A 26,154-nucleotide genomic window follows, 5' to 3' on the forward strand; every position below is an offset into this window, starting at 1 on the left:
ATGCCGAATGAAAGGACCAAGCCTATGCCGAAACTTCTCGTAAAGCCGGACGGCGCGCACGGCCGCGTCAGCCACGTCACGCCGGAAAGCGCCGGCTGGACCTATGTAGGGTTCGACGTGCACCGTATGAAGCCCGGCGAAATTCTCGCCGCGGAAACGGGGATCCGCGAGGTCTGCCTCGTCTGGATTTCCGGCAAGGGCAAGGCAACGGGCGCGGGCCAGGATTTCGGCGTGCTGGGGGAACGCATGAGCCCATTCGAGGGTGCGCCGCATGCGCTTTATATTCCGGCCGATTCCAACTGGTCGGTAACGGCGGAGACCGATCTGGAACTCGCCGTCTGCTCGGCACCGGGCGGCGGCAGCTACCAAGCCAAGGAAATTCCCCCCGGCACGCACCCCAAGCTCAGCCGCGGCAAGGGTTCGAACGTCCGCCATGTCTACAATATCATGCCGGAAAACGACAATTCGGCCCATTCGCTGCTTGTCGTGGAGGTCATCACGCCGAGCGGCAACACCTCGTCCTACCCGTCGCACAAACACGACCAGGACGATCTGCCGAACGAGAGCTTTCTCGAAGAAACCTACTACCATCGCCTTAACCCACCGCAGGGTTTTGCCTTCCAGCGCGTCTATACGGACGACCGCTCGCTCGACGAGGCCATGGCGGTGGAGGACCGCGACGTGACGCTGGTGCCGAAGGGCTATCACCCCTGCGCCACCATTCACGGCTATGATCTCTATTATCTCAACGTCATGGCGGGACCGAAGCGGGTGTGGAAGTTCCACAACGCCAAGGAGCATGAGTGGCTGCTGGCCTGATCGGCCGCTACCGCTTCCACTTCCGTGTCAGTCCCCATTCCTTGGCGATTTCCAGCGTCGAGGAAAAGCCCGCCTCCAGCATGAACGGCTCGTTGGAGGCGGCATAGCCGCCGCCTTCGCCGCGCAGAACCGGCGTGCCGTGGCCCATGCCATCGATCTCGTGCAGGATGACGAGCGCCCTGCCCTCCTTGTCCGGCCATATGCGCGTGCGCCGGCCCTTCATGCGCTTTTCCACGAACGCCTCTTTTGGCAGCCGATAGAGGTCGCGCCATTGCTCGGCGAGGGCGACGCCGTTCGATAGCGAAACGGTTTCGTCCGCCGTGCCGTGCCAGATCGAGATTGCGGGTTTGCGGGCAATGCGCGGGGAGACGGCGCGGACGAGATCGCTCCACTCGTCGGCGGTTCGCTCCGGCGCTGCCGCCATGGCATCGAAGGCGCGGCTTGCATCGCGCGCGGCACCAAACGGCAGGCCTGCTATGACCGCGCCACCGGCGAAGACATCCGGATAATTGGCGAGCATGGCGGCCGTCATCGCCCCACCGGCGGAAAGGCCGGTGATGAAGAGGCGTTGCGGATCGCTTGCCGCCCTTTCGGCCGTATGCGCCACCATCTGGCGGATCGACATCAGCTCGCCGCGGTCGCGCGTCACCTCGCTTGGGCGAAACCAGGTGAAACAGAGCAGCGGATTGTTGGTCTCGCGCTGCTGCGCATAGACGACGGCGAAGCCGCGCTCTTGCGCGAGCGAGGCCCAGCCTGCGGCACGGTCGTAGCTTTCGGCATCCTGCTGGCAGCCATGCAGCACCAGCACCAGTGGGCGACCGGCAGGCAGGCCTTCCGGAACATGCTCGAACATGCGCAGGCCGCCGGGATTGCTGCCGAATCCGGTGACTTCGGTGAGAGGCGAAGAGCCCGCCGGCCGGCGCCGCACGGCGGGCGCCTTGCGCTCGGGATCACGGGAAAACGGCCAGAAGAGGTCGCCCAGCGGGCTTTCGGTCGGCAGAAGCCGCTCGACCGATCGCTTGAAACGGTCACGCATGCTTGGCCTCCTTGTGGGGGAATTGCTCATTGTCAGGTTACTTGCTCACACGGAGCGGCAGGATCAAGGCAAAAAACGCGGAAATCGGCCAAAAGCTCATTCTCCAGGCTCATGAGGGCATTCATAAATAGTCAAAGCGTCGGTCTGCCCTTTTCGTTCCAGCCCTTTCGAAGATGGAGCGGCTGATGTAGCACTTCTGCAACGACAAAACGCGACAGGAGGGAATCCATGAGCGAGCACCACAGCGCCACCCCGGAACAGGCGCGCGCCAAGATGGCGCCTTTCGACTGGGCCGATCCCTTCCTGTTGGAAGACCAGCTGACCGAAGAAGAGCGCATGATCCGCGATACGGCGCGCGCCTATTGCCAGGACAAGCTCGCCTCGCGCGTCACCGAAGCGAACCGCCACGAAATCTTCCACCGCGAGATCATGAGCGAGATGGGCGAACTCGGCCTGCTCGGCCCGACCGTGCCGGAAGAATATGGTGGCGTCGGCGCCAACTACGTGTCCTACGGCCTCGTTGCCCGTGAAGTCGAGCGCGTCGATTCGGGCTACCGCTCTGCGATGTCCGTGCAGTCCTCGCTCGTCATGCACCCGATCTTCGCCTTCGGTACGGAAGAGACCCGCAAGAAGTACCTGCCCAAGCTCGCTTCCGGCGAGTGGGTCGGCTGCTTCGGCCTGACCGAGCCGGACCATGGCTCGGACCCCTCCTCCATGATCACCCGCGCCAAGAAGGTCGATGGCGGCTATCTCATCTCGGGCGCCAAGAACTGGATCACCAATTCGCCGATCGCCGATGTCGCGGTCGTCTGGGCGAAATCCGATGCGCATGACAACAAGATCAAGGGTTTTGTTCTCGAACGCGGCATGAAGGGCTTCGAAACGCCGAAGATCGAGGGCAAGTTCTCGCTGCGCGCCTCCGCCACCGGCATGATCATGATGCAGGACGTCTTCGTTCCCGATGAGAACCTGCTGCCGGAAGTGGCCGGCCTTGCCGGTCCGTTCGGCTGCCTCAACCGCGCCCGCTACGGCATCGCCTGGGGCGCCATGGGGGCTGCCGAATTCTGCTGGCACGCCGCCCGCCAGTACACGCTCGACCGCAAGCAGTTCGGCAAGCCGCTTGCCGCCACCCAGCTCATCCAGAAGAAGCTTGCCGACATGGAGACCGAGATTTCGCTCGGCCTTCAGGGCGCGCTGCGCCTCGGCCGCCTGTTCGACGAACATCGCGCGCCCGCCGAACTGATCTCGCTGATGAAGCGCAACAACTGCGGCAAGGCGCTCGACATTGCCCGTGTGGCGCGCGACATGCACGGCGGCAACGGCGTTTCCGACGAATATGGCGTCATCCGCCACGTCATGAACCTCGAAGCGGTCAACACCTACGAGGGCACGCATGACATCCATGCACTGATCCTCGGCCGCGCGCAGACCGGTCTTCAGGCTTTCCAGTAAGCCACGATTGCCATTGCGCAATTTTGAACGGCCGCTCGTTAAAAGACGAGCGGCCGTTTTCACGTTTTATCCATCCCGTTTCGGTACAGTCCCAGTCCGGAAACAGCAGCGGAGGGCGCCATGCCCCTCGACCACATGCACGAGCAGCTTCACCTGCGTCATCCCAAGCGCAGCTTCGTCCAGTATCGCCTCGACAAGCCCGGTTTCATCACACCGATCGGCCACCACCTCAGCACGGCGATGCGCTACACCTGCCTGATCCGCAGCATTTCGAGCGCGGGCGCGGTGCTTTCCATCAACAAGGCGCTGACTTTGCCGGAAAACTTCTACCTGGAGATCCACGGCATCCGTGACGAGATCCCCTGCACGGAATTCAAGCGCGAAGGCGAGGAACTGGTGGTGCGCTTCAACATGTTTCTCGACGTCGATTTCCTCAACATCGTACTCGGCCGCCAGGGCGAAACGCACGACGCCTGAAGCGCCGTTCCCGCAAAAGAGCAGGCCGCTAAACTTTTAAATATTTGTTTTAACGAAACAAAATACTCGCCTGCGAAACTCCCTGCAATATCGTTCGGACATGACGTCCCCCCATTGGGAGTGTGGCAATGAGCATCGGTGCCGACCCGCGGTCCGCCGCAGGACTTTACGAACGCAAGTGGGAGCGCTTTACCGTCAACCGGCAGGGCATGCTCATGACCGTCGGTTTCGACCTGGCCGCGCCTAAGATGCGCAGCTGCAAGCTGGTCGATATCTCGCAGGGTGGCGCGAGCTTCAATGTCACCACGACCATCGGCCTGCCGCTACACTATTACCTCTCGATCGTTGGCGTCACCTCGCGCATCGGCTGTGCGGAAGTCTACCGCAACGACAATCGCATCGGCGTGCAATTCATCAAGGAAATCGACGAGGAGATGCTGCACACCATCGTGCGTGCCGATTATTTCACAGGCGCCACCCCGCCCAAGCCCAAGAAGGACGAGCGGCGCTACATGGTGGGTGTAGAAAAGACCGGTATCCGCTCGGCGTTCACCTGAGCGTTTCAACACCGCAATTTATTGGCTAGGGTGCCCGCCGGAAACCGATTCCGGCGGGCATTTTTCTGCGCGTCGGCAGGTTTTCCTCCGTTCATCGATCGTCAGGCGCCCCATGTCCGTATTCTCCCGCTTCACAGCCCTCTCCCAGACCCTGCCCGCCACCGTGCCCTTCGTCGGCCCCGAGGCCATCGAGCGCAATCGGGGCCTTGCGGTCAAAGCCCGCATCGGCGCGAACGAAAGCGGCTTCGGCCCCGCGCCCTCCGTGCTGGAGGCCATGCGCGCGGCGGCCGACACGACCTGGATGTACAGCGATCCGGAGAATTTCGAACTGCGCGAGGCGCTGGCGATCCACCACGGCATTTCGCGGGAAAACATCGCGATAGGCGGCGGGATCGACGGGCTGCTCGGCGAGATCGTGCGGCTCGTCATCGAGCCCGGCACGCCGGTCGTCACCTCGCTCGGCGGCTACCCGACCTTCAACTATCATGTCAATGGTTTTGGCGGCCGGCTCGTCACCGTGCCCTATGCAGGCGACAGGGAGCACCTGGATGGCCTGCTTGAAGCCGTGCGCAGGGAAAATGCGCCGCTTGTCTATTTCGCAAATCCGGACAATCCGATGGGAAGCTGGTGGGATGCGGAGAGTGTCGTGGCCTTCGCCCGCGCGCTGCCCGAGACGACGCTGCTGATCCTCGACGAGGCCTATGGCGAAACCGCGCCATCAGGCACGATTCCGCCCATCGGGGCGCTGATCGGCCAGCCGAACGTCCTGCGCATGCGCACCTTCTCGAAGGCCTACGGCCTTGCCGGCGCGCGGATCGGCTATGCGATCGGCACGCTCGGCAATGCGCAGGCTTTCGACAAGATCCGAAATCATTTCGGAATGGCCCGTGTTTCCGTTCACGCCGCACTCGCCGCGCTGAAAGACCAGACCTATCTTCGGGACGTCATCGCCCGTATCGGCGCATCCCGCGAGCGTATCTCGCGGATCGCACAGTCCAACGGTCTGCTTCCCCTCGCCTCCGCCACCAATTTCGTCACCATCGATTGCGGCCGGGACGGCACCCACGCCAAGGCCATTGTCGATGGTTTGATGGAACATGGCGTCTTCATTCGCATGCCGGGCGTTGCCCCCCTCAACCGATGCATCCGCATCAGCGTCGGGCCGGAAAACGATATGGCGTTGCTGGAGGAAGCGTTGCCCTTGGTCTTGAAGCGACTGGCGTGAGCGGCAGAGCATCTTGAGGCAGCGGGCGGATCCGGTTCTAGCGCCGTTTATCGCCCGTTCGCCGTGATGCGTTTCTTGCCGCCGGCGCCAGCCGGCTTTTCTCAGTGAACCGTCATCCACTCGCGAGCGGCGCGCAGCGCCAGAGCAATGTCGGTTTTCGTCATCGTCGCGGCGAGATCGGCGCGCAATTCGGCGGCGCGATCACAACCCTTGATGGCGGCGATGTTGAGCCATTTGTGGGCCTGCACCACGTCCACGTCACAGCCGCGACCGGTCGCATACATGAGGCCCATGTCGCAGAAGATTTCAGCGCGGTTTTCGCCGCCCGTCATGGCGGCCGTTTCGGTGTTCTGAAAGTCAAAGCGTGCCATTTTCGTTCGTCCCTGTCTGACTGGTTTACTGCGTTAGTACCCTGTTTTACCTGCCCTTTCGGGCCTCTTCCGGCGCCTGCCGTCTTATGCGGCCTTGGTCTTCCTTCAGAGTTTTGCCGGCCGGTTGTTTCGGCTCGTCTTATGGCTCCACTATGCCGTGGGGCTTTCAAAATGCGCTTAAAATGCATGATTAATTGGAGACAAACAAAATCCAAACGCTTGGTAAAATTGGGTTTTCGTTAAACATCGCACCCGCTGGAAACGGTGGGATTTGCTTCAAAATTTACGAATTGTTCAACCGGCGATTTCAACCTTTCGCTAACCACGCAAAACGGTCCGGTTTTTTGACATCCTCATTTTCGGCATTTCGAGCGTCGAAAAACACCGCCGAATCCAGCTTCCCCGCATATTTACCTTTACGTTTGCGTAAGATATTCTCACCGTCTCATTCTGGAGGAGGAAGAGAATGAAACTGAGGACATGGATTGCCGCTGCTCTTCTCGTGGCACCCGGCATGGCGCTCGCCGCCGAACCGATCGAGGGCAACTGGAAGACGGCAAGCGGCTCGACGGCCGTCATCGCGAAATGCGGCGGCAGCTTCTGCATCACGCTGAAATCGGGAAAATTCACCGGCAAGCGCATCGGCAAGCTCGATGGCTCGGGCGCGGACTATTCCGGCTCGATCACCGACCCCGAGACCGACAAGACCTATAGCGGATCCGGCGCGGTAAAAGGCGATTCGCTGCGCCTGAAGGGCTGCGTACTCGCGGTGCTCTGCAAGTCGCAGACCTGGTCCCGGCTCTGAACGAAATCGCTCTCAGGACAAAGGCCGGCGCTCGCGCCGGCCTTTTTATTTGGAAACCTGGCGCGGGCGAAGGCCGAAATCCGAATCACACCGTTTCTGAACGGGAGATGAATTGCCCTCTCAGGGAGCGTTCAGTCCCGCAATGCGACAAGAGCTATATTGAAAACGCATTCAGGGACGAACACCCATGGACATCCTCGCACGCCGCCTGACGATCATCACCCTGTTGATGGCCATCTTCGCCATCATGTTGGCCGCCGCCGTCGAGACCGACTACCGCCGCAGCACGCACAACACCACGGGCAAGCTGATCGCCTGCTCGACACCGTACACCTGCAGCGCCTCGCTCTGAGTCAACTCAAGACCAGCCCCGGAAGAAACGACAGATGACCGCCGCCCTCCTCCACACCTCCGCCACCGCGCTGCGTATCCTCGCCCTTTCGGCGATGATGATCGCCCCGGTCGGCGTCCTTGCCTGGAGCAATGCCGGCGGTCTCGGCATCGAAAAGCAGGGGGCAGGTCTCATGCTTTTCATCACCCTCCAGCGCCAGTCGATGAGCTGATCCCTTCCCATCATTTTTTTCCGTGTTAAACCGGGCAGGCCTTCCGCCACGCCCCGGAGCCCGGATGAAATCCCTTCTCGTTTTTTCCGCCGCCGCCCTTGCCGAAATCGCCGGCTGCTTTGCCTTCTGGGCCTGGTGGCGTCTCGACAAATCCATCCTCTGGCTTTTCCCCGGCATGGTTTCGCTCGCTTTGTTCGGCTGGCTGCTGACGCAGGTCGACAGTGCCTTTGCCGGCCGCGCCTATGCGGCTTATGGCGGGGTCTATATCGCCGCCTCGCTCCTCTGGCTGTGGCTTGCAGAGGGCATGCGCCCTGATCGCTTCGATATGGCCGGTGCTGCGCTGGCACTGGTCGGCGCGGGCATCATCCTGGCTGCGCCAAGATAGGACTTGTGGGCACGCCCGACTTGTCGTTTGCTTGTTAAAAAGCAACACCTATAGTGGCTCATGAGCAAACGAATCTTTTCCCAAAAGCCCCTTTCCTTCGCTACGCCAGAGCCTTACGAGGCCCGCTCCTTCGAGGACCCGGTGGCCGCGGTCGACGCTCTTCAGGCGCTTTACGATCGCAATACGACATTCCTGACCGATGCCTTCGTGGCGCTCGGCAAGACCGGAACACCGGGAACGCGCTTCCGTGCCTGCTACCCGCAGGTCTCGATCGAGACGACAAGCTTCGGCCATGTCGATTCCCGCCTCTCCTACGGCTATGTCGCGGCCCCCGGTATCTACACGACGACCGTCACCCGCCCGAAACTGTTCCGCCACTACCTGAAGGAGCAGCTTGGCCTTCTGATACGCAACCACGGCACGCCCGTCATCGTCTCGGAATCGACAACCCCGATCCCGCTGCATTTCGCCTTCGGGGAAGGCGCCTATGTGGAGGCGGAGATCGCCGAAGGCATCGAACTGCCATTGCGTGACCTCTTCGACGCGCCGGATCTGACGACCACCGACGACGAGATCGCCAACGGCGCCTACGAGCCCGGCCCCGGCGAGCCTTCGCCGCTCGGTCCGTTCACGGCACAACGCATCGACTATTCGCTGGCCCGTCTCAGCCACTACACGGCGACCCGCGCCGAGCATTTCCAGAATTTCGTGCTCTTTACGAACTACCAGTTCTATGTGGACGAGTTCTGCGAATGGGCGCGCCAACAGATGGCGGAAGGCGGTAACGGCTATACGGCCTTCGTAGAACCCGGCAACCTCATCACTGTGGCGGGCGCCGACAAGCCTGAACCCAACATCACGCCCGGCCGCCTGCCGCAGATGCCGGCCTATCACATCAAGAAGAAAGGCCATGGCGGCATCACGCTGGTCAATATCGGTGTCGGCCCCTCCAATGCCAAGACGATCACCGACCATATCGCCGTGCTGCGCCCGCATGCCTGGCTGATGCTCGGCCATTGCGCCGGCCTGCGCAACAGCCAGACGCTCGGCGACTACGTGCTGGCCCACGCCTATGTGCGCGAAGACCATGTTCTTGACGACGACCTGCCCGTCTGGGTGCCGATCCCCGCACTTGCCGAAGTGCAGGTGGCGCTGGAAAGTGCCGTGGAAGAAGTGACGGGCCTGGAGGGCTACGACCTCAAGCGCATCATGCGGACCGGCACCGTCGCCACCATCGACAACAGAAACTGGGAACTGCGCGACCAGCGCGGCCCCGTAAAACGCCTCTCCCAGTCCCGCGCCATCGCCCTCGACATGGAATCCGCGACGATCGCGGCCAACGGTTTCCGCTTCCGCGTGCCCTACGGCACCCTGCTCTGCGTTTCCGACAAGCCGCTGCATGGTGAGCTGAAGCTGCCCGGCATGGCGACGGCCTTCTATCGCACGCAGGTGAACCAGCATCTGCGCATCGGCATCCGGGCACTCGAAAAACTGGCGGGCATGCCGCCGGAGAAGCTGCATTCGCGCAAGCTCCGGAGCTTCTTCGAAACGGCGTTCCAGTAGATCGGGACCAGAAAAAGGGGCGGTAACCCGCCCCTTTTGCTTCCGATCAGGCCGTCATAACCTTCCAGGCATGTTCCAGCCCCTTGCGGGTGATATCGATCATCTCGTCGACTTCGGCATGGCTGATGACGAGCGGCGGGGAAAAGAGCATGCGGTCGCCGGTGGCGCGCAGCACCAGGCCGTTTTCCAGGCAATGGTTGCGCACGGTGACGCCGACCTTCTCCTTGTCTTCGAAGCGCTTGCGCGTCGCCTTGTCCTCGGCGAGCTGAACGGCCGCCATCAGGCCGACCTGCTGGACTTCGCCGACGATCGGCAGGTCTTCCAGCGACTTCAGCCCGGCGGCGAGATAGGGGCCGATGTCGTCGTGCACGCGCTCGACGAGCTTTTCATCCTCGATGATACGCAGGTTTTCCAGTGCCGCGGCGGCGCAGACCGGGTGGCCGGAATAGGTGAAGCCGTGGTTGAAGTCGCCGACGTCCTCCACAAGCACGTTACCGACGCGGTCGGAAACCATGACGCCGCCGATCGGCAGATACCCCGACGACAGGCCCTTGGCGATCGGCGCCAGATCCGGCTCGACGCCGAAATGCTGGTGGCCGAACCAGTGGCCCGTGCGGCCGAAGCCGCAGATGACTTCATCGCAGACGAGCAGGATGTTGCGCGCCTTGCAGATGCGGGCGATTTCCGGCCAGTAGGTGGCCGGCGGCACGATGACGCCGCCCGCACCCTGGATCGGCTCGGCGATGAAGGCGGCGACATTGTCCTCGCCCAGTTCGTCGATCTTCTCTTCCAGCTGGCGGGCCATCTTCAGGCCGAATTCGTCCGACGTCAGGTCGCCGCCCTCGGCATACCAGAAGGGCTGGTCGATGTGGTGGATGCCGGCGATCGGCAGATCGCCCTGCTCGTGCATCCACTTCATGCCGCCGAGCGAGGCACCGGCGACCGTAGAGCCGTGATAACCGTTCTTGCGGGCGATGACCGCCTTCTTGGTCGGCTTGCCCATGGCGCCCCAATAGACGCGAGCCATGCGGAACCAGGTGTCGTTCGCCTCCGAGCCGGAGCCGGTGAAGAACACGCGGTTGATGTTGGGGCCGGCATGCGAGGTGATTTTCTGGGCGAGCAGCACCGCCGGCGGCGTCGTCGTGCCGAAGAACGTGTTGTAGTAGGGCAGCTCGTTCATCTGGCGCACGACGGCGTCGGTGATTTCCTTGCGGCCATAGCCGATATTGACGCACCAGAGACCGGCGAAGCCGTCGAGATAGCGCTTTCCGTGATTGTCGAAGATGTGGCAGCCCTCGCCGCGCTCGATGATCCGGGTGCCGGCCGCGTTCAGCTTCTTCATATCCGAGAAGGGATGAAGATGATGGGCGGCATCGAGGGCACCGAGGTTTGAAACGGCTGCTGCGCTGGTCTTCGACATTTGACTACATCCTTGGGGGTAGGTCCCGCCTTATTGAACGCCGGGACAGAATGGGTTAGGAAAATGCCCATACAACAGGCATTTGGCAAGAGATCGAGTGAAAGCAAAATTTCTTGGCTGTGCTTCCCGCCAAACCAAAGCAGGCACCATGACAAACAACAAGAAGGTAGCCGGTTCTCCGCCCGCCAATGCCCCGGCCCGTATCGAAATCCTCCTCGTCGGCATGAACGGCGACCTGCGCGGCAAGCAGGTTCCGCTCGAAGGCGAGAAGAAAATCTGGGACGGCTCGGTGCGCCTGCCCTCGTCCACCCAGTCGCTCGACATCTGGGGCGACGACAACGACGACATTACGGGCCTGTCGATTTCCGTCGGCGATCCCGATGGCGTGTGCATCCCCGACCGCCGCTCGCTGACGGTCCTGCCCTGGGCGCCGGAAGGCTCCCGGCAGGTGCTCGCCACCATGCACGAATTCGACGGCACCGCGTCCTTCATGGATCCGCGCGCCATTCTCGCACGCATGCTGAAGCGTTTCGAAGACAGGGGTTTGACGCCTGTCGTCGCAACGGAACTCGAATTCTACGTGGTGGAAGACGATTGGCGCGAGACGGGCAAGCCGCGCCCGCCTGCAGCGCTGATGTATCGCGGTGAGCCGAACGGTTTCCAGCTTTACGACATGCGCGCCACCGATGCGCTCGACGACTACCTGCAGACGGTGCGCGCCTGGGCGAAGGCCATGGACCTGCCGGCCGACGCGACGACGGCCGAATTCGGCCCCGGCCAGTTCGAGATCAACCTGCTGCACCGGCCGGACGCGCTCGCTGCTGCCGACGATTGCATCTATCTCAAGCGCATCGCCGAGCTGGCCGCGCCCCGCTTCGGACTGAAATCCACCTGCATGGCAAAGCCCTATGCCGAGCATGCGGGTTCGGGCCTGCATGTCCATTGCAGCGTCATCGACAAGGACGGCAAGAACATTCTCGACGCCAAGGGCGGCGATCCGGCAAAGTTGAAGTCGGTCTGCGCCGGCATGTTGCAGACGATGCGCGATGCGCAACTCGTCTTCGCGCCCTTCGCCAACTCCTATCGCCGCTTTCAGCCGGGTTCCTTCGCGCCGGTCGACCTCACCTGGGGTTTTGGTCATCGCGGCACCGCCATCCGTATCCCGGACAAGGACGGTCCGGCAGCGCGCGTCGAGCACCGTGTCGCGGGTGCGGACGTCAACCCCTACCTGCTGCTGACGGCCATTCTCGGCGGTATCCTGCTCGGTCTCGACAACGAGCTCGATCCGGGTCCGGCGACGGAACCGGGCAAGGACGCGCCGGATGCCAAGCGGCTGACGCACGACTTCCTGACCGCCGTGGAGGAATTCTCCGCCTCGCCCTTCATCAAGGACGCTTTTGGCGCGGAATATCAGAAGCTTTACGGCGATACGAAGCGCAAGGAAGCGATCACCTATCTGCGTACGGTCTCGGATTTCGACTACCAGACCTATTTGCCGCGTATCTAACGCCGAGTACGCGCCCGCGCGATCCTCGCGCGGGTGCCCCTATCGCTTCATGGAAGCGGTTGGAGGAAGGTCCGCTCATAGCTCTTGAAGGGCGGATTTTCAGCAAACCGGGCATTTGCCGCGATGCCGTCCGCATCCTCGGCCACCTTGCTGCGATAGAGGAGATAGGCCGCCTCATCGGGAAAGGTGAAGAGCGCCACGGCGATGTCGCCGGCGCCCTCGTCCCCGGCGCCCGGAAAACTCATGCCGGCACCGTCGGGTTTTGCACGCGGGAGGAAATAGCCGTGATGCGCTCCGCCGTAGCGTTCGATGAGCGTGGTCCATATCCGCGCGTAATCTTGAAAATCCGCAATCCTGCCAGGATCGAGACGATAGCGAACCTCGCACGTCACCGGCGCTTTCGCCATCAGGCGGCTGCCGTTTCAGTTGCCGGCACACTCTTGGCTTCGGCCTTGGGCACGATGACCTTCAACTCGCCCGGATGCAGGCGGATCGAAACGTCGCGGTCCATCGGCAGCAATTCGCCGTCGATGACGCAGTTGATCGCCCTGTCGACTTTCGGGAAATGCAGATCGACGGCCGTACCGGTCATCTCCGTGACATCGGTATTTTCCTTGAACTTGCCGCGCAGGATATCGAAGGCGAGTTTTGCCACGCCGGCCGGCTTCAGCGGATTCGTCGTGTAGAATCCGAGATGGCCGCCGGTCAGGTCCTCCGCATAGAGCAGGCCGTTTTCCCCGAACCGGTTGTTCGAGACGTTGACAGCCGACACCCTCCGGTGCTCCTCAACGCCATCCAAATCGAACTCCACCTCGAATTCCGGCGGATTGAAGATGACGCCGACGGCAGCGCGGGTGTTGGCGGCGATCTTGCCGACTCGCGAGCGATAGGTCATCGCGTTACGCATCCGCACCATGCGGGCATGCAGGCCGGCGGAAAACTGGTGCACAAAGGCGCGGTCGTCCGCCGTGCCGATATCGGCGGCCGCGATATCTCCGTCGGCCAACGCGTCGATCGCCTGCCAGATATCGAGCGGGATTTTCAGCGAACGCGCAAAAAGGTTCATCGTTCCGGCCGGGATGATGCCGAGCGGCATCTTGTTTTGCCAGGCGAAGCCGGCCGCGGCCGAGACCGTGCCATCGCCGCCGCCAGCCAGCATCGCATCGAGATCCGTGCGGTCCGAACAGCGCCGCAGCGCCATTTCGATATCGGCCCCTTCGACGATATCGCAGTCGAGATGGTGTCCTGCCTCAGCAAAAACCTTCTCCGCATGGCGCGCATAGGCCTCCATGTCGGTGGTGCGGAACGTCCCCCCGCCCCTGTTGAAAATTGCCTGTACTCTCATTCGTGTACTCCGCTTGTCGGCCGAGAACGCCTGAAGGGGTGAAGTCGATCCATTAGATAGTCGAGAAAGCGGCGATTAACAGGCATGGCCGAAATACAACGCAATAAATCGTGAAAAGACCCGGCGTTGGCCAAATGCAGGAGGGTGAAAAATCAGGATAGGAAGTTTCCCTTAGTTTGATATAGTGCAAGCCGGTCGCGTGCGTCGGGAGTGCGCCCGCCGGCCTGAACTTACCTTCCTTATCGTGGCCGATCCGGCCGGACCAAACACATCAGCAGCCAGGAGGAGTGGCCGCCCTTGTGAGGGACCGTCGCGGACAGCTGCGTGCGCCACATGATATCTGCGGAGCCGCCCCGTGACTGAACACCCTCTGCCCAATGCTGCCCTCTCCTCCGGGCAGCCGCCGCTTCCGGCACTCACCGTCACCCTCATCATCCTCGCGCTCGCCGTCGGCAGTTTTGGCATCGGCACCGGCGAATTCGCCATCATGGGTCTGCTTCCCGATGTGGGCACGACTTTCGGCGTGACGACCGCCGAGGCCGGCTATGTCATCAGCGCCTATGCATTCGGCGTCGTGGTCGGTGCGCCCGTCATCGCCGTCATCGGCGCACGCTTCCGCCGGCGCGACCTTCTGCTGGTTCTGATGGGCCTGTTCGCCGCCGGCAATCTGGCCAGCGCCGTCGCCCCGACCTTCGAGAGCTTCATCCTCTTCCGCTTCCTGTCCGGCCTGCCGCACGGCGCCTATTTCGGCGTCGCCGCCCTCGTCGCCGCCTCGATGGTGCCCGTCAACAAGCGCACGCAGGCCGTCGGCAAGGTGATGCTGGGGCTTACCGTCGCGACGCTGATCGGCACGCCGCTGGCCACGTTCTTCGGCCAGCTCTTCGACTGGCAGTTCATGTTCATCGCCGTCGGCATCACGGGGCTGCTGACGGTCGCATTGATCGCGACCTTCCTGCCGCGCGACAAGGTGCCGAAGGGCATCAACGCGCTGACGGAACTGGGCGCGCTGAAGCGCAAGCAGGTCTGGCTGACGCTCGGCGTCGCGGCCACCGGCTTCTGCGGCATGTTCGCGGTGTTCAGCTATATCTCGCCGATCGTCACCGAAGTCGCGGGCCTCAATGTCAGCATGGTGCCCGTCATCATGGCAATCTTCGGCTGCGGCATGATCGTCGGCAACATCTTTGGTGCCAAGCTTGCCGACATCTCGCTGATGCGCACCATCGGCTGGTCGCTGGTGCTGTATTTCTTCGTCCTGATCAGCCTGTCGCTGACGGCGGAGAACCCAATCCTGCTCGGCATCTGCTGCTTTCTCATCGGCTGCAGCTTCGTCGTCGGCCCCGCCCTGCAGACGCGCCTGATGGACGTTGCCGGCGATGCGCAGACGCTGGCAGCAGCCCTCAACCACTCCGCCTTCAACGTCGCCAATGCGTTGGGCGCGCTCTTCGGCGGCATGGCGATCAGCGCGGGCTACGGTTATGGCTCGATGGGCTTCGTGGGTGCAGCAGCCACCATCGTCGGCTTCGGCATCTACCTAGTCTCGATGACGCTCGACAAGATCGACAACGAGGAAACGCCGGTCTGCCCGGCCGAATAGACGGCCTTCAAAGGCTTGACGATCAGGCGGCGTCCCTTCCGGGGGACGCCGTTTCCGTTTGTGCGGCAAGGCGAATGACGTTCTCGCCGTCCTCGCAGATAACATTCTTGGCGCCCCAGGCGGCGAGCGCCCGGATGATCTGCTCGAGGCTTTGTCCGGCCGGCGTCAGCGCATAATCGACGCGTGGTGGCACGACGGGAAACACCGTGCGCGAGAGGATGCCCGCATTCTCCAGCTCCCGCAGCTGCTTGGTCAGCATACGCTGCGTAACGCTCGGCAGCCTGCGGCGCAGCTCGTTGAAGCGCAACGTTCCCTCCATCATCAGATGATACAGGATCACGCCCTTCCACTTGCCATCGAGGAAGGAAAGCGTCGATTCGACCGGGCAGCCGGGAAAATTCTTTGTGAGCTTGGCGCGCGGGCGGGACATTTCACGGTATCCTTTTCGACACTATGTGCACAAAATGTGCATTCTTGCATCAATTGACGTTACTCTTCATCTAGTCTCCATTCAACGCGAAAGGAGATCCCCATGCGCGCCATCGCCTACCAGACCCCGCAGGCCATCACCGCCCAAACCGCTCTCGTCGATATCGAGCTGCCGGTGCCCGAACCGGGAGGTCGCGATCTGCTGGTCGAGATCAAGGCCGTTTCCGTCAATCCCGTCGACACGAAACTGCGCCGCAATGCGGCACCCGCCGATGGCGGCTGGCGCGTGCTCGGCTTTGATGCCGCCGGCATCGTCAAGGCGGTCGGGCCCGAGGCAACGCTGTTCAAGGTCGGCGACGCCGTCTTCTATGCCGGCGCCATCGACCGGCCGGGCACGAATTCCGAGTTTCATCTCGTCGACGAGCGCATCGTCGGCAGCAAACCCGCTTCGCTCGATTTTGCCGCAGCGGCTGCGCTGCCGCTGACGGCGATCACTGCCTGGGAAATGCTGTTCGACCGGCTGAAGGTGCGCGACGGCGTGCCGGGTGCCGCCAATGCCATCCTCATCATCGGCGGTGCCGGCGGCGTCGGCTCCATCGCCGTGCAGCTTGCCCGCCACCTGACGGACCTCACGGTGATTGCCACCGCCTCGCGGCCGGAAACCGCGGAATGGGTGAAAAGCCTCGGCGCACATCATGTGGTGGATCACAGCAAGCCGCTCGCCGCCCAGATCGCGGCGCTCGGCATCGGCGAACCGGCTTTCGTGTTTTCCACGACCAACACGGAGGATCACCTCGCTGCGATCGTCGAAGCCATCGCGCCGCAGGGGCGCTTCGGGCTGATCGACGATCCCAAAACCCTCGACGTCATGCCCTTCAAACGGAAAGCCGTCTCGACCCATTGGGAACTGATGTTCGCCCGTTCGCTCTTCCAGACAGCCGACATGATCGAGCAGCACAAGCTCCTGAACGAGGTCTCGCGCCTCGTGGACGCCGGAACCATCCGCACGACGCTCGCCGAAACGGTCGGCACCATCAATGCGGAGAACCTCCGGAAAGCCCATGCGATGGTGGAGAGCGGACGCACCCGCGGCAAGCTCGTGCTCGAAGGCTTCTAAGCCGACAATCGCCTCCGCCGCGCTCTTCAGGCGCGGTGGAGGGGTGTTACCAAGGTGACAGGGACGCCCGGGAACTCTGCTAGACATAGGCCATCGCAGCACGCCGCACGAAGAAACGAACGGCGGGTTGCAAGCGGGGAAGAGGACAAGGGTCGCCTCCGCAAGCCTATGAAATCTATTGGAGCTTATGCATGTCCGCCTTGATTGACACCATTACCGAAAGCCGCGCTTTCGGCTTCATCGCCCGCACGGTCTTCACATCCATGTTCTGGCTGTCCGGCATCGCCAAGCTCGCCGATTTCGACGGCGGCCTGCTGGAGATGACCCATTTCGGCCTGGAGCCCGCGGCCTTCTTCAACGTCGCCACCGCACTGACCCAGCTCATCGGCTCGGCGCTCATCATTTCCAATCGCCTGACCTGGCTCGGTGCCGGCATGCTCGCCGTCTTCACGGCGCTGACCATCCCGATCGCCCATAATTTCTGGGCCATGCAGGAACCGATGCGCACCATCGAATTCCACTTCGTCGCCGAGCACATCACCGTCATCGGCGGCCTGATGGTGGTCGCCTGGAAGTCTGCAACCGCTTCTGCCGTCCCTGCCCGTTGACGGCAGGACCGGATGCCGCCGGCTCTCTCCAGTGGCGGCATCCTCGAGGACGGCCCTGCCTCTCCCGGCCGTCCCCCGCCCCGGCGCTCTCGCCGGGGCGGTTTGCGTTTGTCAGAGCGACGGCAGCTTCAGCGGCCCACCGGTCTTGATGCTGCGGATCGCGAAATTGGAGCGGATGTCGGTGACGCCAGGCATGGTGAGCAGCGTCTCGGTCAGGAGCCGCTCATAGGCGGAAAGATCCTCCACCACCACTTCCGCCAGAAAATCCGCATTGCCCGAGATCAGGAAACACGAGACGACCTCCGGCACCGCCAGCAGCGCCTCCTGCTGCGCCATGGCATTTTCCCGGGTATGATGCCCCACCTTGATTTCGACGAAGACGGTGAGGCCAAGCCCCACCTCCTTGCGATCGATGTCCGCGCGGTAGCCGCGCAGCACGCCGGATTTTTCCAGATTGCGGATACGCCGGAGACACGGCGACGGCGAGAGATTCACCCGCTCGGCAATTTCCACATTCGTCGCCCGCGCATCCTCCTGCAGCACCTTCAGAATGGCGATATCGAATTTATCGAGATTTGGCATATTCGAACATCTTCAAGAGGAAAATTGGCAGGATCTTGCGCATCCTATCTTTCGGAAGGCATGACTCGCAAGGACATGCCTCGCCCTTCAGAGCTAGATTTTCATCAACGAATGAGCCAGCACACAAAGGGCACCACGATGGCCATGATCTCGCTTTCCCCGGAAAACAAAACCAACCCGCTTGTTGCCGGTTATGCGGGCGGGGTGGTGACGGTCCTGATCTGGGCGCTCTGGGTGCTGGCGACGCGCCATACCGCCGCAACGCCGCTCGGCACGATCGATATCGGCCTCATCCGCTACGGCGTACCGGCGATATTGCTGGCGCCGATCTGGCTGAGAACCGGGCTCCTGCCGAAGACCGTCCCGCTGACGCTGATCGTCGTGATGGTGGCGGGTGCCGGCGCCCTCTTCTTCCAGATCACCGCAGCGGCACTGCATGTGACGCCCGCCGCACCCGGCGGTATCCTGCTCGGCGGCTCCCTGCCGCTCGCAACCGCGCTCATCGGCATGGCGCTCTTCGGCGAACGGCCGGACCGCATGCGCCTCGCCGGCCTTGCCGCCATCGTGGCCGGCGTCGTGATCCTGCTCGCATCGAGCATGCTGAAAAGCGGCATGACGGCGACCGGGTTCATCCTTCTGCCGATCGGCGCGGTGCTGTGGGCCGGGTTCACCCATGCCTTCCGCCGCTCCGGCCTTTCCGCGCTGGAGGGGGCTGCCATCATCGCGGTCTGGTCGTTCCTGATCCATCTGGCGCTTGCTGCGATCTTCGGCACGCACCTTGCTGCTGCCACCCTGCCCGACCTTGCGCTGCAAATCACCAGCCAGGGCATCCTGTCCGGCCTGGTCGCCACCTTCGCCTACGGCACCGCCATCCGCGCGCTCGGCGGCAGCCAGGCCGCAGCCTTCACCGCCCTCACGCCGGTGCTGGCCACGCTTGGCGGAGCAATCTTCCTCGGCGAACGTTTTGGGGCCGCGGAAATGACGGCGGCACTGGTGGTCGGCGGCGGCGTGGCGCTCTCGACGGGCGTCTTTTCTTTCAGGCGCTGAGGCCAAAACGAGAAAAGGGCGCCCGCGGCTCTCACCGGGGCGCCCTTTTGATGTCTACGCCTCACATCAACCGTGCACGATCTCGCGGTGCTTCTGGAGACGCTTGCCGAAAGCCTGACTGACGCGGTCGAAGATGATCGCGATGCCGACGATGGCGAGGCCGTTGAAGATGCCGAGCGTGAAGTACTGGTTGGAGATCGCCTTCAGCACCGGCTGGCCGAGACCCTGCACGCCGATCATGGAGGCAATGACCACCATGGCGAGCGCCATCATGATCGTCTGGTTTATGCCGGCCATGATGGTGGGAAGCGCCAGCGGCATCTGCACGTTCTTCAGCTTCTGCCAGCTCGACGAGCCGAAGGCATCGGCGGCCTCGAGCACGTCCTTGTCGACGAGGCGAATGCCGAGATTGGTGAGGCGGATCATCGGCGGGATAGCGTAAATGACCACCGCGATCAGGCCGGGCACCTTGCCGATGCCGAGCAGCATGACGACCGGGATCAGGTAGACGAAGCTCGGCATGGTCTGCATGACGTCGAGGATCGGATTGATGACGTTCTGCACGCGATCCGAGCGCGACATGAGGATGCCGATCGGAATGCCGACGGCAATCGACAGCACGGTGCAGACGAAGATCATCGAGACCGTCTTCATCGTGTCGTCCCACATATCGAAGTAGCCGATGAGGAGCAGCGTCACCACCGTACCGGCGACGATCTTCCAGTTGCGGCTGGCGAACCAGGCGATAACGGCGATCAGGAGGATGATGATCGGCCAGGGCGTCTTCGTCATGAAGCGCTCGGACCAGATCAGAAAGTGCTGAAGCGGCACGAAGAGCGTTTCGATGCCGTCACCATAGGCGCGGGTGAAACCGCGGAACGCCTCGTCGATCCCCTTCTTGAGGTCGCGCAGGCTGTCTGCATTCATTGTGGGAAATTTCGTAAACCAGTCCATGTCGATCCCCTTCCGGCTCCGTCCGGTCTTGCGCCGGCTTGTCCGAGCCAACCCTGAAGCATGCCGAGGGAATGGGCGCTGCGATTTGCGCCAAAGGCATGCGCTAAAACGAAGGCAAAGGGCGGCGCGCCCGGGACGCGCCGCCCATGTCATCGATCAGGCGATCAGAGAGCTGCCTTGATTTTTTCGGCGGCTTCCGGCGAGACCCAGTCCTTCCAGAGCGCTTCGTTCTCTTCGAGGAAGTGCTTGGCACCGTCGTCGCCGCTTGCCTGGTTGTCCGTCATCCAGGCCATCAGCTTGTTGACCGTATCGTTCGACCAGGCGCGCTTGTTGAGGTAGCCCATGACGTCTTCGCCGGCGCGCTCGGAGAAAGGCTTCGTGACGAGCGTCTGGACCTTGTCCTTCGGCCAGTCGTTCTTCTTCGGGTCCGCGCAATCGGCAACCGTGTTGCAGCGCTTCCACTCGGCGGCATCGTAGGGAACGCCATGCTCGAGCTTCACCATCTCGTATTTGCCGAGAAGCGCCGTCGGAGCCCAGTAGTAGCCGACCCAGCCCTGCTTGCGCTCGTAGGCCTTGGCGATCGAACCATCCAGGCCGGCGGCCGAGCCGGTGTCGACCAGCGTGAAGTTCGCGGCTTCGCCGCCATAAGCCTTGTAGAGCTGGCTGGTCACGACCGTGCCGCCCCAACCCTGCGGGCCGTTGTGCACGGCGCCCTTGCTGGCATCCTCCGGATCCGGGAACAGTTCCGGGTGCTTGAGCGCGTCATCGATCGTCTTGATATCCGGATTGGCGTCGGCGATGTATTTCGGGATCCACCAGCCCTGGACGGCGGCGTCCGAAAGCGCAACGGCAGCGCCGATCAGCTTGCCTTCCTCGATGCCGCGATTGACGACGTCGGGCAGCAGATCGACCCAACCTTCCGGCGCCAGGTCCGGCTCGCCCTTTTCGATCATCGAGGTGATGGTCGGAACCGTATCGCCGACGATGACTTCAGCGTTGCAGCCATAGCCCTCGGTCAGGATGAACTTGTCGAGTGCTGCGAGAACCTCCGCACTCTGCCAGTTCATGCTGGCGATGGTCACGTCGCCGCATTCGGCGCGCGCAGCACCCGTCATGGCCAGAAGGCCAGCGACGAGGCAGGTGGAAGCAAGAAGATGTTTCATATCGTTCCCTCATGTCGACGGTGTCATTGTGCCCAGTCAGGCCCTGCTGCACCGTCGCCGCCGGGCCCGTGATCCTTAGCAGATCGCTCTCGAACCGGCCTGAAAGGCCAAGGGGTCCCGCGATACCGCACCCTCGACTTTTGCAGGTGCGGGGTCGAATGCCGGTACAAATGCGTCCGCGATTGACCCCAATGCGTCATGGAGCCATCAATTTTGCAAGACCACCCCGACTTGTCCGGGGTCGCGGGCACGCCGGCAATGGTATGATACAATTCAGCTTTTTCAACCCGCAAAACAAAAGGCCCGGCAAAAGCCCGGCCCGTTGCTGAAATGTGGAATGCTTTCTTTTGCAAACTTCTGTCGCGAAACGTGGGGCCCGGCGACTTAACCCGCCACCCCGCAATTGATCATCCACGGCGTCCCGTATTTGTCCGTGACCATGCCGAACTTCTTCGCCCAGAAGGTCGGCTCGAACGGCATCGTCACCGTACCGCCGTCGGCAAAGGCATTGAAGATGCGCTCGGCATCCTTCTCTTCGTCGATCTGGATCGAGATGCTGAAACCTTCTTTCGCACCGCCACCCATTTCTGGCGGCGAGTCCGCTCCCATCAGTTCCTGGTCGCCAGCGATCAGATGCGCATTGATGATCTTGTCCTGCCAGTCGCTGGACACATGCTCGCCGGCCGGCGTCTCGCCATGGCTGAGCATGGCCGCGATCTTGCCGCCGAGCACTTTGGCGTAGAACTCGAAGGCTTCCCGGCAGCAGCCGTCGAAGCTGAGATAGGCAACGAATTTCATCTGCTTTCTCCTCGATGAGGCGGACAGGCTCTTCCGGCCGCTCGGGATAAAGACGATCAGCATAGGCCGGAACCGACAAGCCGTCGCAAAAATTCGCAATCAAGCCCTTCTCGGGGTTTCCGGGAAATCAGGCCTCGCGGCGGCCCTGGATGACATGCACGCGACCGCCGACCTTCACGCGCTCATAGAGGTCGATCACGTCGTGGTTCAGCATGCGCACGCAGCCGCTCGACATGGCCTGTCCGATCGACCACGGCTGGTTGGTGCCGTGAATACGGAACATCGTGTCGTTGCCGTTCTGGTAGAGATAGATGGCGCGCGCACCGAGCGGATTGTTGGGGCCACCTTCGAGGCCGCCGGCATATTTCAGGTTCTTCTTCGGGTCGCGGCGAATCATGTTCGGCGTCGGCGTCCATGTCGGCCATTCCGCCTTGCGGCCGATATAGGCGCTGCCGGCCAACGAATAGCCCTGCCGGCCGACACCGATGCCATAGCGCATCGCGCGACCATCACCGAGCACATAGTAAAGCCGGCGCGCCGGCGTATCCACGACGATGGTGCCGGCGGCATGATCCGTGCTGTAGGCGACTTCCTGGCGACGCAGTTCCGGCTTGATCTTGTCGAGCGGCATCGCCTTCAGCGGATGTTTTTCGTCCAGCCGATCGCCGTAATTGGCGCGGTCGCTGGTGCCGTTCGTCGCGCAGCCCGCAAGCAATGCAGATGCGCCGAGCAGGAATCCGCGGCGGGAAATCGACATGGTTAAAGCCCCTTAAAAATCTATCCTCGGGGCTGAGAATTATGCGGTTATGGTTAATCGAGGGTTAAAGAGCGCGCTGTGGTTGCAGGGCATATTAAGGTACGTGGCAAGAAAAAGGCCGCCTCAACCGGCGGCCTTTGTGCTTGTCTCGATACGATCCGCATCACATGTTCGGATAGACCGGCCCTTCGCCGCTCTTTCCGGCGGGAGTCCGTGCGGCCCCGCCTCTCCGAACACTACATGTTCGGATAGACCGGCCCCTCACCGCCCTGCGGCGGCACCCAGTTGATGTTCTGGTTGGGATCCTTGATGTCGCAGGTCTTGCAGTGCACGCAGTTCTGCGCGTTGATCACGAACACGTCCTTGCCGTCCTTCTCCACCCATTCATAGACGCCGGCAGGACAGTAGCGGGTGGACGGGCCGGCATAGATGTCGAGCTCCGAGGTCTTCTGCAGCTCTGGGTTCTTCACCTGAAGGTGGATCGGCTGGTCTTCTTCGTGATTGGTGTTCGACAGGAACACCGAGGAGAGCCGGTCGAAGGTGAGCACGCCATCCGGCTTCGGATAATCGATCCGCTGGTGCTTTGCGGCCGGCTCGAGCGACTGGGCGTCCGTCTTGCCGTGCTTCAGCGTGCCGAAGAAGGAGAAGCCGAGCAGCGTGTTCGTCCACATGTCGAGACCGCCAAGTGCCACGCCGAGCGCCGTGCCGAGCTTTGACCACAGCGGCTTGACGTTACGCACCTTGCGCAGGTCCGAGCCGATGGCGCTGTCGCGCCAGCCCTGTTCGATCTCGATCGGCTCGTCATTGGCGCGGCCGTGGGCAATGGCATCCGCCAGCTTTTCGGCGGCGAGGATGCCTGACAGCACGGCATTGTGGCTGCCCTTGATACGCGGCACGTTGACGAAACCGGCCGAGCAGCCGATCAGCGCGCCGCCGGGGAAGGACAGTTTCGGCACGGACTGGTAGCCGCCTTCGGTGATGGCGCGCGCGCCATAGGACAGGCGCTTGCCGCCTTCGAACGTGCCACGGATCGTCGGATGCGTCTTGAAGCGCTGGAACTCTTCGAACGGAAAGAGGTACGGGTTCTTGTAGTTCAGGTGCACCACGAAGCCGACGGCAACGAGATTGTCTTCCAGATGATACAGGAACGAACCGCCGCCGGTCTTCATGCCGAGCGGCCAGCCGAAGGAGTGCTGCACCAGGCCGGGACGGTGGTTTTCCGGCTTCACCTGCCAGAGTTCCTTGAGGCCGATGCCGAATTTCTGGGGCTCGCGATCCTTCTGGAGGTCGAACTTGGAAATCAGCTGCTTGGCGAGCGAGCCGCGCACGCCTTCGCCGATCAGCGTATATTTGCCGAGCAGCGCCATGCCGCGGGTGAAATTCGGGCCGGGCTCGCCATTGCGCTCGATACCCATGTCGCCGGTGGCGACGCCGATGACCGCACCCTCATCATTGTAGAGCACTTCGGTGGCGGCAAAGCCCGGATAGATCTCGACGCCGAGTTCTTCCGCCTTCGTCGCCAGCCAGCGACAGACATTGCCGAGCGAGACGATGTAGTTGCCGTGGTTGTTCATCAGCGGCGGCATGGCGAAGTTCGGCAGGCGCACCGAACCGGCGGGGCCGAGCAGCAGGAAATGATCGTCCGTCACTGCGGTCTTGAACGGGTGGTCCGCATCCTCGCGCCAGTCGGGCAGCAGGCGATCGATACCGATCGGATCGACGACGGCGCCGGACAGGATATGAGCACCGACTTCCGAGCCCTTTTCCAGCACGACGACGGTGAGGTCAGGATTGACCTGCTTCAGTCGGATCGCGGCCGAAAGCCCCGCAGGCCCAGCGCCGACGATCACAACGTCGAACTCCATGCTTTCGCGTTCGGGAAGTTCCATTTCTTCGCTCATTGTTCTCTCCACCCGCGCCCCCTCAAAGCCGCGGAAAATCCCTTAAGGTCGATCCTGTCATGACAAATACCAGAAATCTTGTCGAGCCGTTCTGCGACAGAGTTTCCGGCTTTTGCGCATGACCTCATGACACGGTCCCAGAGTTTATTAACCTGGACGTAAACGTCAATCGATTGTCGGGCGTTCGCCACGCACTCGCTTGATTCCGGCGCCACGCGGGACTAGGCATTCGATAGCCAGCCAGCGGGAGCATTGCATCTATGTCCGAGACTATCCGATCGCTCCAGCAGGATTTGAACGAATTCGGCGCGGATCTTCACCTTATCGGAAGCGAGACGCTGGGCGGGCGACACCCGGGCGAACATCCCGAGAATTTCGGCGCAGGCGTCATGGCGCAGCCGGCAACGCCGGCGGCGGCGGCGGCAATCGTGCGCTGGTGCGCGCAACACGATGTCGCGGTCGTGCCGCAGGGTGGCCGCACCGGATTGGTTGGCGGCGGCATCAGCCGGCCGGGCGACGTGATCCTCTCCACCGCAAAGCTCGACCGCATCGAGGCGATCGATCCCCTCGCCCGCACCGCGACCGTCGGTGCCGGCGTGACGCTGCAGGCCTTGCAGGAGGCGGCTGCGGAATTCGGCCTGACGCCCGGCATCGACCTTGCCGCGCGCGGCAGCGCCACGATCGGCGGCATGATCGCTACCAATGCCGGCGGTATTCTTGCCTTCCGCAACGGCGTGATGCGTCACCAGGTGCTCGGCATCGAGGCCGTGATGCCGGACGGCAGCCTCCTCAGCGATTTGACGCGCGTGCTGAAGGTGAGCGCCGGCCCAGACATCAAACAGCTCCTCATCGGCTCGGAAGGCGCCTATGGCTTCGTCACCCGCGCGGTCGTGAAGCTCGAAAGCTTCAACCCCATGCGGGCGACCGCCCTTGTCGGCGTCCAGGATGCCACATCCGCTCTTGCCCTGATCAGTCACTTCCGGGCGCAGCCGGCCTTGCAGCTGGAAGGCGCCGAACTGATGTGGCGGAATTTCTTCGTCGATAGCGCGCGGGAACGCCGCTTCGACATCGACTGGCTGGACGGCGAGACACCGGCGGTTTTGCTGATGGAGGTTTCCGCAGCCAGCGAGGAGGAAGCCCACAGCGCGTTGGAAGATGGCCTTGCAGCCCTGTGGGAGGAACACGGCCTGACCAGCGGCATCGTCGCCGCCTCGCTCGATCAGGCGCGGCGCTTCTGGGCGCTGCGCGAGGAAAGCGACTTCATCTATCGCGTCCAGCCGGGCGCGCCCTCCTTCGACGTCTCCGTGCCGCCTGGCGCCCTCGATGCCTATGTCGCCGGCCTCAAGGCGCGTCTGAAAGCGGTCGATTCAAACTTCGACGCCTATGTCTACGGCCATATCGCCGATGGCAACCTGCATATTTCCGTCATCGGCGACGGCGTGACGACCGCCGGCGTCAAGGAGCCGATCGAGGACGCGGTTTATACCGGCGTCGCGGAGGCCGGCGGCAGCTTTTCCGCGGAGCATGGGGTGGGAACGGAGAAACGCCGCGCCTATCTCACCTTCGGCAACCCTGCCCGCCGTGCCGTCGCGCAGGCGATCAAGGCTGCCCTCGACCCGAAAAACCTCTTCAATCCGGGCAAGGTGCCCTACGGCGCCGACTAACCCCGAACATTTAAG

28 protein-coding genes are annotated in these 26,154 nt (G+C 62.6%); 16 read left to right on the forward strand and 12 right to left on the reverse strand.

Features of this window, described 5'->3' with window-relative positions; all coding sequences use genetic code 11:
• Positions 1 to 24: 24 nt before the first annotated feature.
• Complete coding sequence (iolB, locus tag MUO32_RS07415) at positions 25 to 819, forward strand: 5-deoxy-glucuronate isomerase (protein ID WP_257947582.1); 795 nt, start codon at positions 25 to 27, stop codon at positions 817 to 819.
• Positions 820 to 826: 7 nt separating this feature from the next.
• Here the strand turns inward: iolB and MUO32_RS07420 are convergent, their stop codons facing one another.
• The gene (locus tag MUO32_RS07420) at positions 827 to 1,855 is read right to left on the reverse strand and encodes a PHB depolymerase family esterase (RefSeq protein WP_257947583.1); all 1,029 of its coding nucleotides are present in this window, start codon (positions 1,853 to 1,855) and stop codon (positions 827 to 829) included.
• A 228-nt stretch (positions 1,856 to 2,083) separates the two neighbouring features.
• On the opposite strand from MUO32_RS07420, the gene MUO32_RS07425 reads away from it, so the two are divergent.
• The 4 genes from MUO32_RS07425 (at position 2,084) to MUO32_RS07440 (ending at position 5,566) form a co-directional block, all read left to right on the forward strand.
• Positions 2,084 to 3,307, forward strand: a complete 1,224-nt coding sequence (locus tag MUO32_RS07425) for an acyl-CoA dehydrogenase (RefSeq protein WP_257947584.1) — start codon at positions 2,084 to 2,086, stop codon at positions 3,305 to 3,307.
• Positions 3,308 to 3,427: 120 nt separating this feature from the next.
• Positions 3,428 to 3,784, forward strand: a complete 357-nt coding sequence (locus tag MUO32_RS07430; protein ID WP_257947585.1) for a hypothetical protein — start codon at positions 3,428 to 3,430, stop codon at positions 3,782 to 3,784.
• 128 nt (positions 3,785 to 3,912) lie between these two features.
• The gene (locus tag MUO32_RS07435) at positions 3,913 to 4,341 is read left to right on the forward strand and encodes a PilZ domain-containing protein (protein WP_257947586.1); all 429 of its coding nucleotides are present in this window, start codon (positions 3,913 to 3,915) and stop codon (positions 4,339 to 4,341) included.
• A 112-nt stretch (positions 4,342 to 4,453) separates the two neighbouring features.
• On the forward strand, positions 4,454 to 5,566 hold the full coding sequence (locus MUO32_RS07440; RefSeq protein ID WP_257947587.1) for a pyridoxal phosphate-dependent aminotransferase: 1,113 nt from the start codon (positions 4,454 to 4,456) through the stop codon (positions 5,564 to 5,566).
• A gap of 101 nt (positions 5,567 to 5,667) precedes the next feature.
• On the opposite strand, the gene MUO32_RS07445 is transcribed toward MUO32_RS07440, so the two are convergent.
• On the reverse strand, positions 5,668 to 5,937 hold the full coding sequence (locus tag MUO32_RS07445) for a sel1 repeat family protein (RefSeq protein ID WP_257947588.1): 270 nt from the start codon (positions 5,935 to 5,937) through the stop codon (positions 5,668 to 5,670).
• 466 nt (positions 5,938 to 6,403) lie between these two features.
• Here MUO32_RS07445 and MUO32_RS07450 point away from each other — a divergent pair, with 466 nt between their 5' ends.
• The 5 genes from MUO32_RS07450 to MUO32_RS07470 all read left to right on the forward strand — a co-directional run bounded on the left by MUO32_RS07450 (position 6,404) and on the right by MUO32_RS07470 (position 9,253).
• The gene (locus tag MUO32_RS07450; protein ID WP_257947589.1) at positions 6,404 to 6,742 is read left to right on the forward strand and encodes a DUF2147 domain-containing protein; all 339 of its coding nucleotides are present in this window, start codon (positions 6,404 to 6,406) and stop codon (positions 6,740 to 6,742) included.
• 187 nt (positions 6,743 to 6,929) lie between these two features.
• The gene (locus MUO32_RS07455; RefSeq protein WP_257947590.1) at positions 6,930 to 7,094 is read left to right on the forward strand and encodes a hypothetical protein; all 165 of its coding nucleotides are present in this window, start codon (positions 6,930 to 6,932) and stop codon (positions 7,092 to 7,094) included.
• A 34-nt stretch (positions 7,095 to 7,128) separates the two neighbouring features.
• Positions 7,129 to 7,305: a hypothetical protein gene (locus tag MUO32_RS07460; RefSeq protein WP_257947591.1), complete on the forward strand. Its 177-nt coding sequence runs from the start codon at positions 7,129 to 7,131 to the stop codon at positions 7,303 to 7,305.
• Between the two features lie 64 nt (positions 7,306 to 7,369).
• Positions 7,370 to 7,690, forward strand: a complete 321-nt coding sequence (locus MUO32_RS07465) for a YnfA family protein (protein WP_257947592.1) — start codon at positions 7,370 to 7,372, stop codon at positions 7,688 to 7,690.
• A gap of 60 nt (positions 7,691 to 7,750) precedes the next feature.
• Positions 7,751 to 9,253 (forward strand): AMP nucleosidase, encoded by a 1,503-nt coding sequence (locus tag MUO32_RS07470; protein WP_257947593.1) that lies wholly within the window; start codon positions 7,751 to 7,753, stop codon positions 9,251 to 9,253.
• Between the two features lie 46 nt (positions 9,254 to 9,299).
• Here MUO32_RS07470 and MUO32_RS07475 read toward each other — a convergent pair whose 3' ends face one another.
• The gene (locus MUO32_RS07475) at positions 9,300 to 10,673 is read right to left on the reverse strand and encodes an aspartate aminotransferase family protein (protein WP_257947594.1); all 1,374 of its coding nucleotides are present in this window, start codon (positions 10,671 to 10,673) and stop codon (positions 9,300 to 9,302) included.
• Between the two features lie 148 nt (positions 10,674 to 10,821).
• Between MUO32_RS07475 and MUO32_RS07480 the strand changes: the two genes are divergently transcribed.
• Positions 10,822 to 12,180: a glutamine synthetase family protein gene (locus tag MUO32_RS07480; RefSeq protein WP_257947595.1), complete on the forward strand. Its 1,359-nt coding sequence runs from the start codon at positions 10,822 to 10,824 to the stop codon at positions 12,178 to 12,180.
• A 47-nt stretch (positions 12,181 to 12,227) separates the two neighbouring features.
• Here the strand turns inward: MUO32_RS07480 and MUO32_RS07485 are convergent, their stop codons facing one another.
• Positions 12,228 to 12,587: an NIPSNAP family protein gene (locus tag MUO32_RS07485; protein WP_257947596.1), complete on the reverse strand. Its 360-nt coding sequence runs from the start codon at positions 12,585 to 12,587 to the stop codon at positions 12,228 to 12,230.
• Positions 12,587 to 13,525 (reverse strand): diacylglycerol kinase family protein, encoded by a 939-nt coding sequence (locus MUO32_RS07490; RefSeq protein ID WP_257947597.1) that lies wholly within the window; start codon positions 13,523 to 13,525, stop codon positions 12,587 to 12,589. Before MUO32_RS07490 ends, MUO32_RS07485 begins: the two co-directional genes overlap by 1 nt.
• A 355-nt stretch (positions 13,526 to 13,880) precedes the next feature.
• On the opposite strand from MUO32_RS07490, the gene MUO32_RS07495 reads away from it, so the two are divergent.
• On the forward strand, positions 13,881 to 15,119 hold the full coding sequence (locus MUO32_RS07495; RefSeq protein WP_257947598.1) for an MFS transporter: 1,239 nt from the start codon (positions 13,881 to 13,883) through the stop codon (positions 15,117 to 15,119).
• Between the two features lie 22 nt (positions 15,120 to 15,141).
• Here the strand turns inward: MUO32_RS07495 and MUO32_RS07500 are convergent, their stop codons facing one another.
• Positions 15,142 to 15,549: a helix-turn-helix domain-containing protein gene (locus MUO32_RS07500; RefSeq protein WP_257947599.1), complete on the reverse strand. Its 408-nt coding sequence runs from the start codon at positions 15,547 to 15,549 to the stop codon at positions 15,142 to 15,144.
• Between the two features lie 102 nt (positions 15,550 to 15,651).
• On the opposite strand from MUO32_RS07500, the gene MUO32_RS07505 reads away from it, so the two are divergent.
• Positions 15,652 to 16,665 carry a zinc-binding alcohol dehydrogenase family protein gene (locus tag MUO32_RS07505; protein WP_257947600.1) on the forward strand — a complete coding sequence of 338 codons (1,014 nt, stop codon included), beginning with the start codon at positions 15,652 to 15,654 and terminating at the stop codon, positions 16,663 to 16,665.
• A 191-nt stretch (positions 16,666 to 16,856) separates the two neighbouring features.
• Positions 16,857 to 17,273, forward strand: a complete 417-nt coding sequence (locus MUO32_RS07510; protein ID WP_257947601.1) for a DoxX family protein — start codon at positions 16,857 to 16,859, stop codon at positions 17,271 to 17,273.
• A gap of 111 nt (positions 17,274 to 17,384) precedes the next feature.
• Here MUO32_RS07510 and MUO32_RS07515 read toward each other — a convergent pair whose 3' ends face one another.
• Positions 17,385 to 17,855, reverse strand: coding sequence for an Lrp/AsnC family transcriptional regulator (locus MUO32_RS07515; RefSeq protein ID WP_257947602.1), 471 nt, complete (start codon positions 17,853 to 17,855; stop codon positions 17,385 to 17,387).
• A gap of 144 nt (positions 17,856 to 17,999) precedes the next feature.
• Between MUO32_RS07515 and MUO32_RS07520 the strand changes: the two genes are divergently transcribed.
• Positions 18,000 to 18,902 (forward strand): DMT family transporter, encoded by a 903-nt coding sequence (locus tag MUO32_RS07520; RefSeq protein ID WP_257948219.1) that lies wholly within the window; start codon positions 18,000 to 18,002, stop codon positions 18,900 to 18,902.
• 66 nt (positions 18,903 to 18,968) lie between these two features.
• On the opposite strand, the gene MUO32_RS07525 is transcribed toward MUO32_RS07520, so the two are convergent.
• The 5 genes from MUO32_RS07525 to MUO32_RS07545 form a co-directional block, all read right to left on the reverse strand.
• Entirely contained in the window at positions 18,969 to 19,856 is an 888-nt protein-coding gene (locus MUO32_RS07525; protein ID WP_257947603.1) for a proline/glycine betaine ABC transporter permease, read from the reverse strand.
• Between the two features lie 164 nt (positions 19,857 to 20,020).
• The gene (locus MUO32_RS07530) at positions 20,021 to 21,019 is read right to left on the reverse strand and encodes an ABC transporter substrate-binding protein (protein WP_257947604.1); all 999 of its coding nucleotides are present in this window, start codon (positions 21,017 to 21,019) and stop codon (positions 20,021 to 20,023) included.
• 384 nt (positions 21,020 to 21,403) lie between these two features.
• Positions 21,404 to 21,817: a VOC family protein gene (locus MUO32_RS07535; RefSeq protein ID WP_257947605.1), complete on the reverse strand. Its 414-nt coding sequence runs from the start codon at positions 21,815 to 21,817 to the stop codon at positions 21,404 to 21,406.
• Positions 21,818 to 21,944: 127 nt separating this feature from the next.
• Entirely contained in the window at positions 21,945 to 22,574 is a 630-nt protein-coding gene (locus tag MUO32_RS07540; protein ID WP_257947606.1) for a L,D-transpeptidase, read from the reverse strand.
• A gap of 236 nt (positions 22,575 to 22,810) precedes the next feature.
• Positions 22,811 to 24,475 carry an electron transfer flavoprotein-ubiquinone oxidoreductase gene (locus MUO32_RS07545; RefSeq protein WP_257947607.1) on the reverse strand — a complete coding sequence of 555 codons (1,665 nt, stop codon included), beginning with the start codon at positions 24,473 to 24,475 and terminating at the stop codon, positions 22,811 to 22,813.
• A 260-nt stretch (positions 24,476 to 24,735) separates the two neighbouring features.
• Here MUO32_RS07545 and MUO32_RS07550 point away from each other — a divergent pair, with 260 nt between their 5' ends.
• A complete protein-coding gene (locus tag MUO32_RS07550) occupies positions 24,736 to 26,139 on the forward strand; it encodes an FAD-binding oxidoreductase (protein ID WP_257947608.1) in 1,404 nt (467 codons plus the stop codon).
• Positions 26,140 to 26,154 lie beyond the last annotated feature (15 nt).

Source organism: Shinella sp. CPCC 101442 (genome assembly GCF_024704725.1).
Classification (GTDB): domain Bacteria; phylum Pseudomonadota; class Alphaproteobacteria; order Rhizobiales; family Rhizobiaceae; genus Shinella.

Excerpts from the sequence above, each read along its gene's own strand:
- iolB (WP_257947582.1), top strand. The coding sequence starts at position 25 with ATGCCGAAACTTCTCGTAAAGCCGGACGGCGCGCACGGCCGCGTCAGC.
- MUO32_RS07420 (WP_257947583.1), bottom strand. The coding sequence starts at position 1,855 with ATGCGTGACCGTTTCAAGCGATCGGTCGAGCGGCTTCTGCCGACCGAA.
- MUO32_RS07425 (WP_257947584.1), top strand. The coding sequence starts at position 2,084 with ATGAGCGAGCACCACAGCGCCACCCCGGAACAGGCGCGCGCCAAGATG.
- MUO32_RS07430 (WP_257947585.1), top strand. The coding sequence starts at position 3,428 with ATGCCCCTCGACCACATGCACGAGCAGCTTCACCTGCGTCATCCCAAG.
- MUO32_RS07435 (WP_257947586.1), top strand. The coding sequence starts at position 3,913 with ATGAGCATCGGTGCCGACCCGCGGTCCGCCGCAGGACTTTACGAACGC.
- MUO32_RS07440 (WP_257947587.1), top strand. The coding sequence starts at position 4,454 with ATGTCCGTATTCTCCCGCTTCACAGCCCTCTCCCAGACCCTGCCCGCC.
- MUO32_RS07445 (WP_257947588.1), bottom strand. The coding sequence starts at position 5,937 with ATGGCACGCTTTGACTTTCAGAACACCGAAACGGCCGCCATGACGGGC.
- MUO32_RS07450 (WP_257947589.1), top strand. The coding sequence starts at position 6,404 with ATGAAACTGAGGACATGGATTGCCGCTGCTCTTCTCGTGGCACCCGGC.
- MUO32_RS07455 (WP_257947590.1), top strand. The coding sequence starts at position 6,930 with ATGGACATCCTCGCACGCCGCCTGACGATCATCACCCTGTTGATGGCC.
- MUO32_RS07460 (WP_257947591.1), top strand. The coding sequence starts at position 7,129 with ATGACCGCCGCCCTCCTCCACACCTCCGCCACCGCGCTGCGTATCCTC.
- MUO32_RS07465 (WP_257947592.1), top strand. The coding sequence starts at position 7,370 with ATGAAATCCCTTCTCGTTTTTTCCGCCGCCGCCCTTGCCGAAATCGCC.
- MUO32_RS07470 (WP_257947593.1), top strand. The coding sequence starts at position 7,751 with ATGAGCAAACGAATCTTTTCCCAAAAGCCCCTTTCCTTCGCTACGCCA.
- MUO32_RS07475 (WP_257947594.1), bottom strand. The coding sequence starts at position 10,673 with ATGTCGAAGACCAGCGCAGCAGCCGTTTCAAACCTCGGTGCCCTCGAT.
- MUO32_RS07480 (WP_257947595.1), top strand. The coding sequence starts at position 10,822 with ATGACAAACAACAAGAAGGTAGCCGGTTCTCCGCCCGCCAATGCCCCG.
- MUO32_RS07485 (WP_257947596.1), bottom strand. The coding sequence starts at position 12,587 with ATGGCGAAAGCGCCGGTGACGTGCGAGGTTCGCTATCGTCTCGATCCT.
- MUO32_RS07490 (WP_257947597.1), bottom strand. The coding sequence starts at position 13,525 with ATGAGAGTACAGGCAATTTTCAACAGGGGCGGGGGGACGTTCCGCACC.
- MUO32_RS07500 (WP_257947599.1), bottom strand. The coding sequence starts at position 15,549 with ATGTCCCGCCCGCGCGCCAAGCTCACAAAGAATTTTCCCGGCTGCCCG.
- MUO32_RS07505 (WP_257947600.1), top strand. The coding sequence starts at position 15,652 with ATGCGCGCCATCGCCTACCAGACCCCGCAGGCCATCACCGCCCAAACC.
- MUO32_RS07510 (WP_257947601.1), top strand. The coding sequence starts at position 16,857 with ATGTCCGCCTTGATTGACACCATTACCGAAAGCCGCGCTTTCGGCTTC.
- MUO32_RS07515 (WP_257947602.1), bottom strand. The coding sequence starts at position 17,855 with ATGCCAAATCTCGATAAATTCGATATCGCCATTCTGAAGGTGCTGCAG.
- MUO32_RS07520 (WP_257948219.1), top strand. The coding sequence starts at position 18,000 with ATGATCTCGCTTTCCCCGGAAAACAAAACCAACCCGCTTGTTGCCGGT.
- MUO32_RS07525 (WP_257947603.1), bottom strand. The coding sequence starts at position 19,856 with ATGGACTGGTTTACGAAATTTCCCACAATGAATGCAGACAGCCTGCGC.
- MUO32_RS07530 (WP_257947604.1), bottom strand. The coding sequence starts at position 21,019 with ATGAAACATCTTCTTGCTTCCACCTGCCTCGTCGCTGGCCTTCTGGCC.
- MUO32_RS07535 (WP_257947605.1), bottom strand. The coding sequence starts at position 21,817 with ATGAAATTCGTTGCCTATCTCAGCTTCGACGGCTGCTGCCGGGAAGCC.
- MUO32_RS07540 (WP_257947606.1), bottom strand. The coding sequence starts at position 22,574 with ATGTCGATTTCCCGCCGCGGATTCCTGCTCGGCGCATCTGCATTGCTT.
- MUO32_RS07545 (WP_257947607.1), bottom strand. The coding sequence starts at position 24,475 with ATGAGCGAAGAAATGGAACTTCCCGAACGCGAAAGCATGGAGTTCGAC.
- MUO32_RS07550 (WP_257947608.1), top strand. The coding sequence starts at position 24,736 with ATGTCCGAGACTATCCGATCGCTCCAGCAGGATTTGAACGAATTCGGC.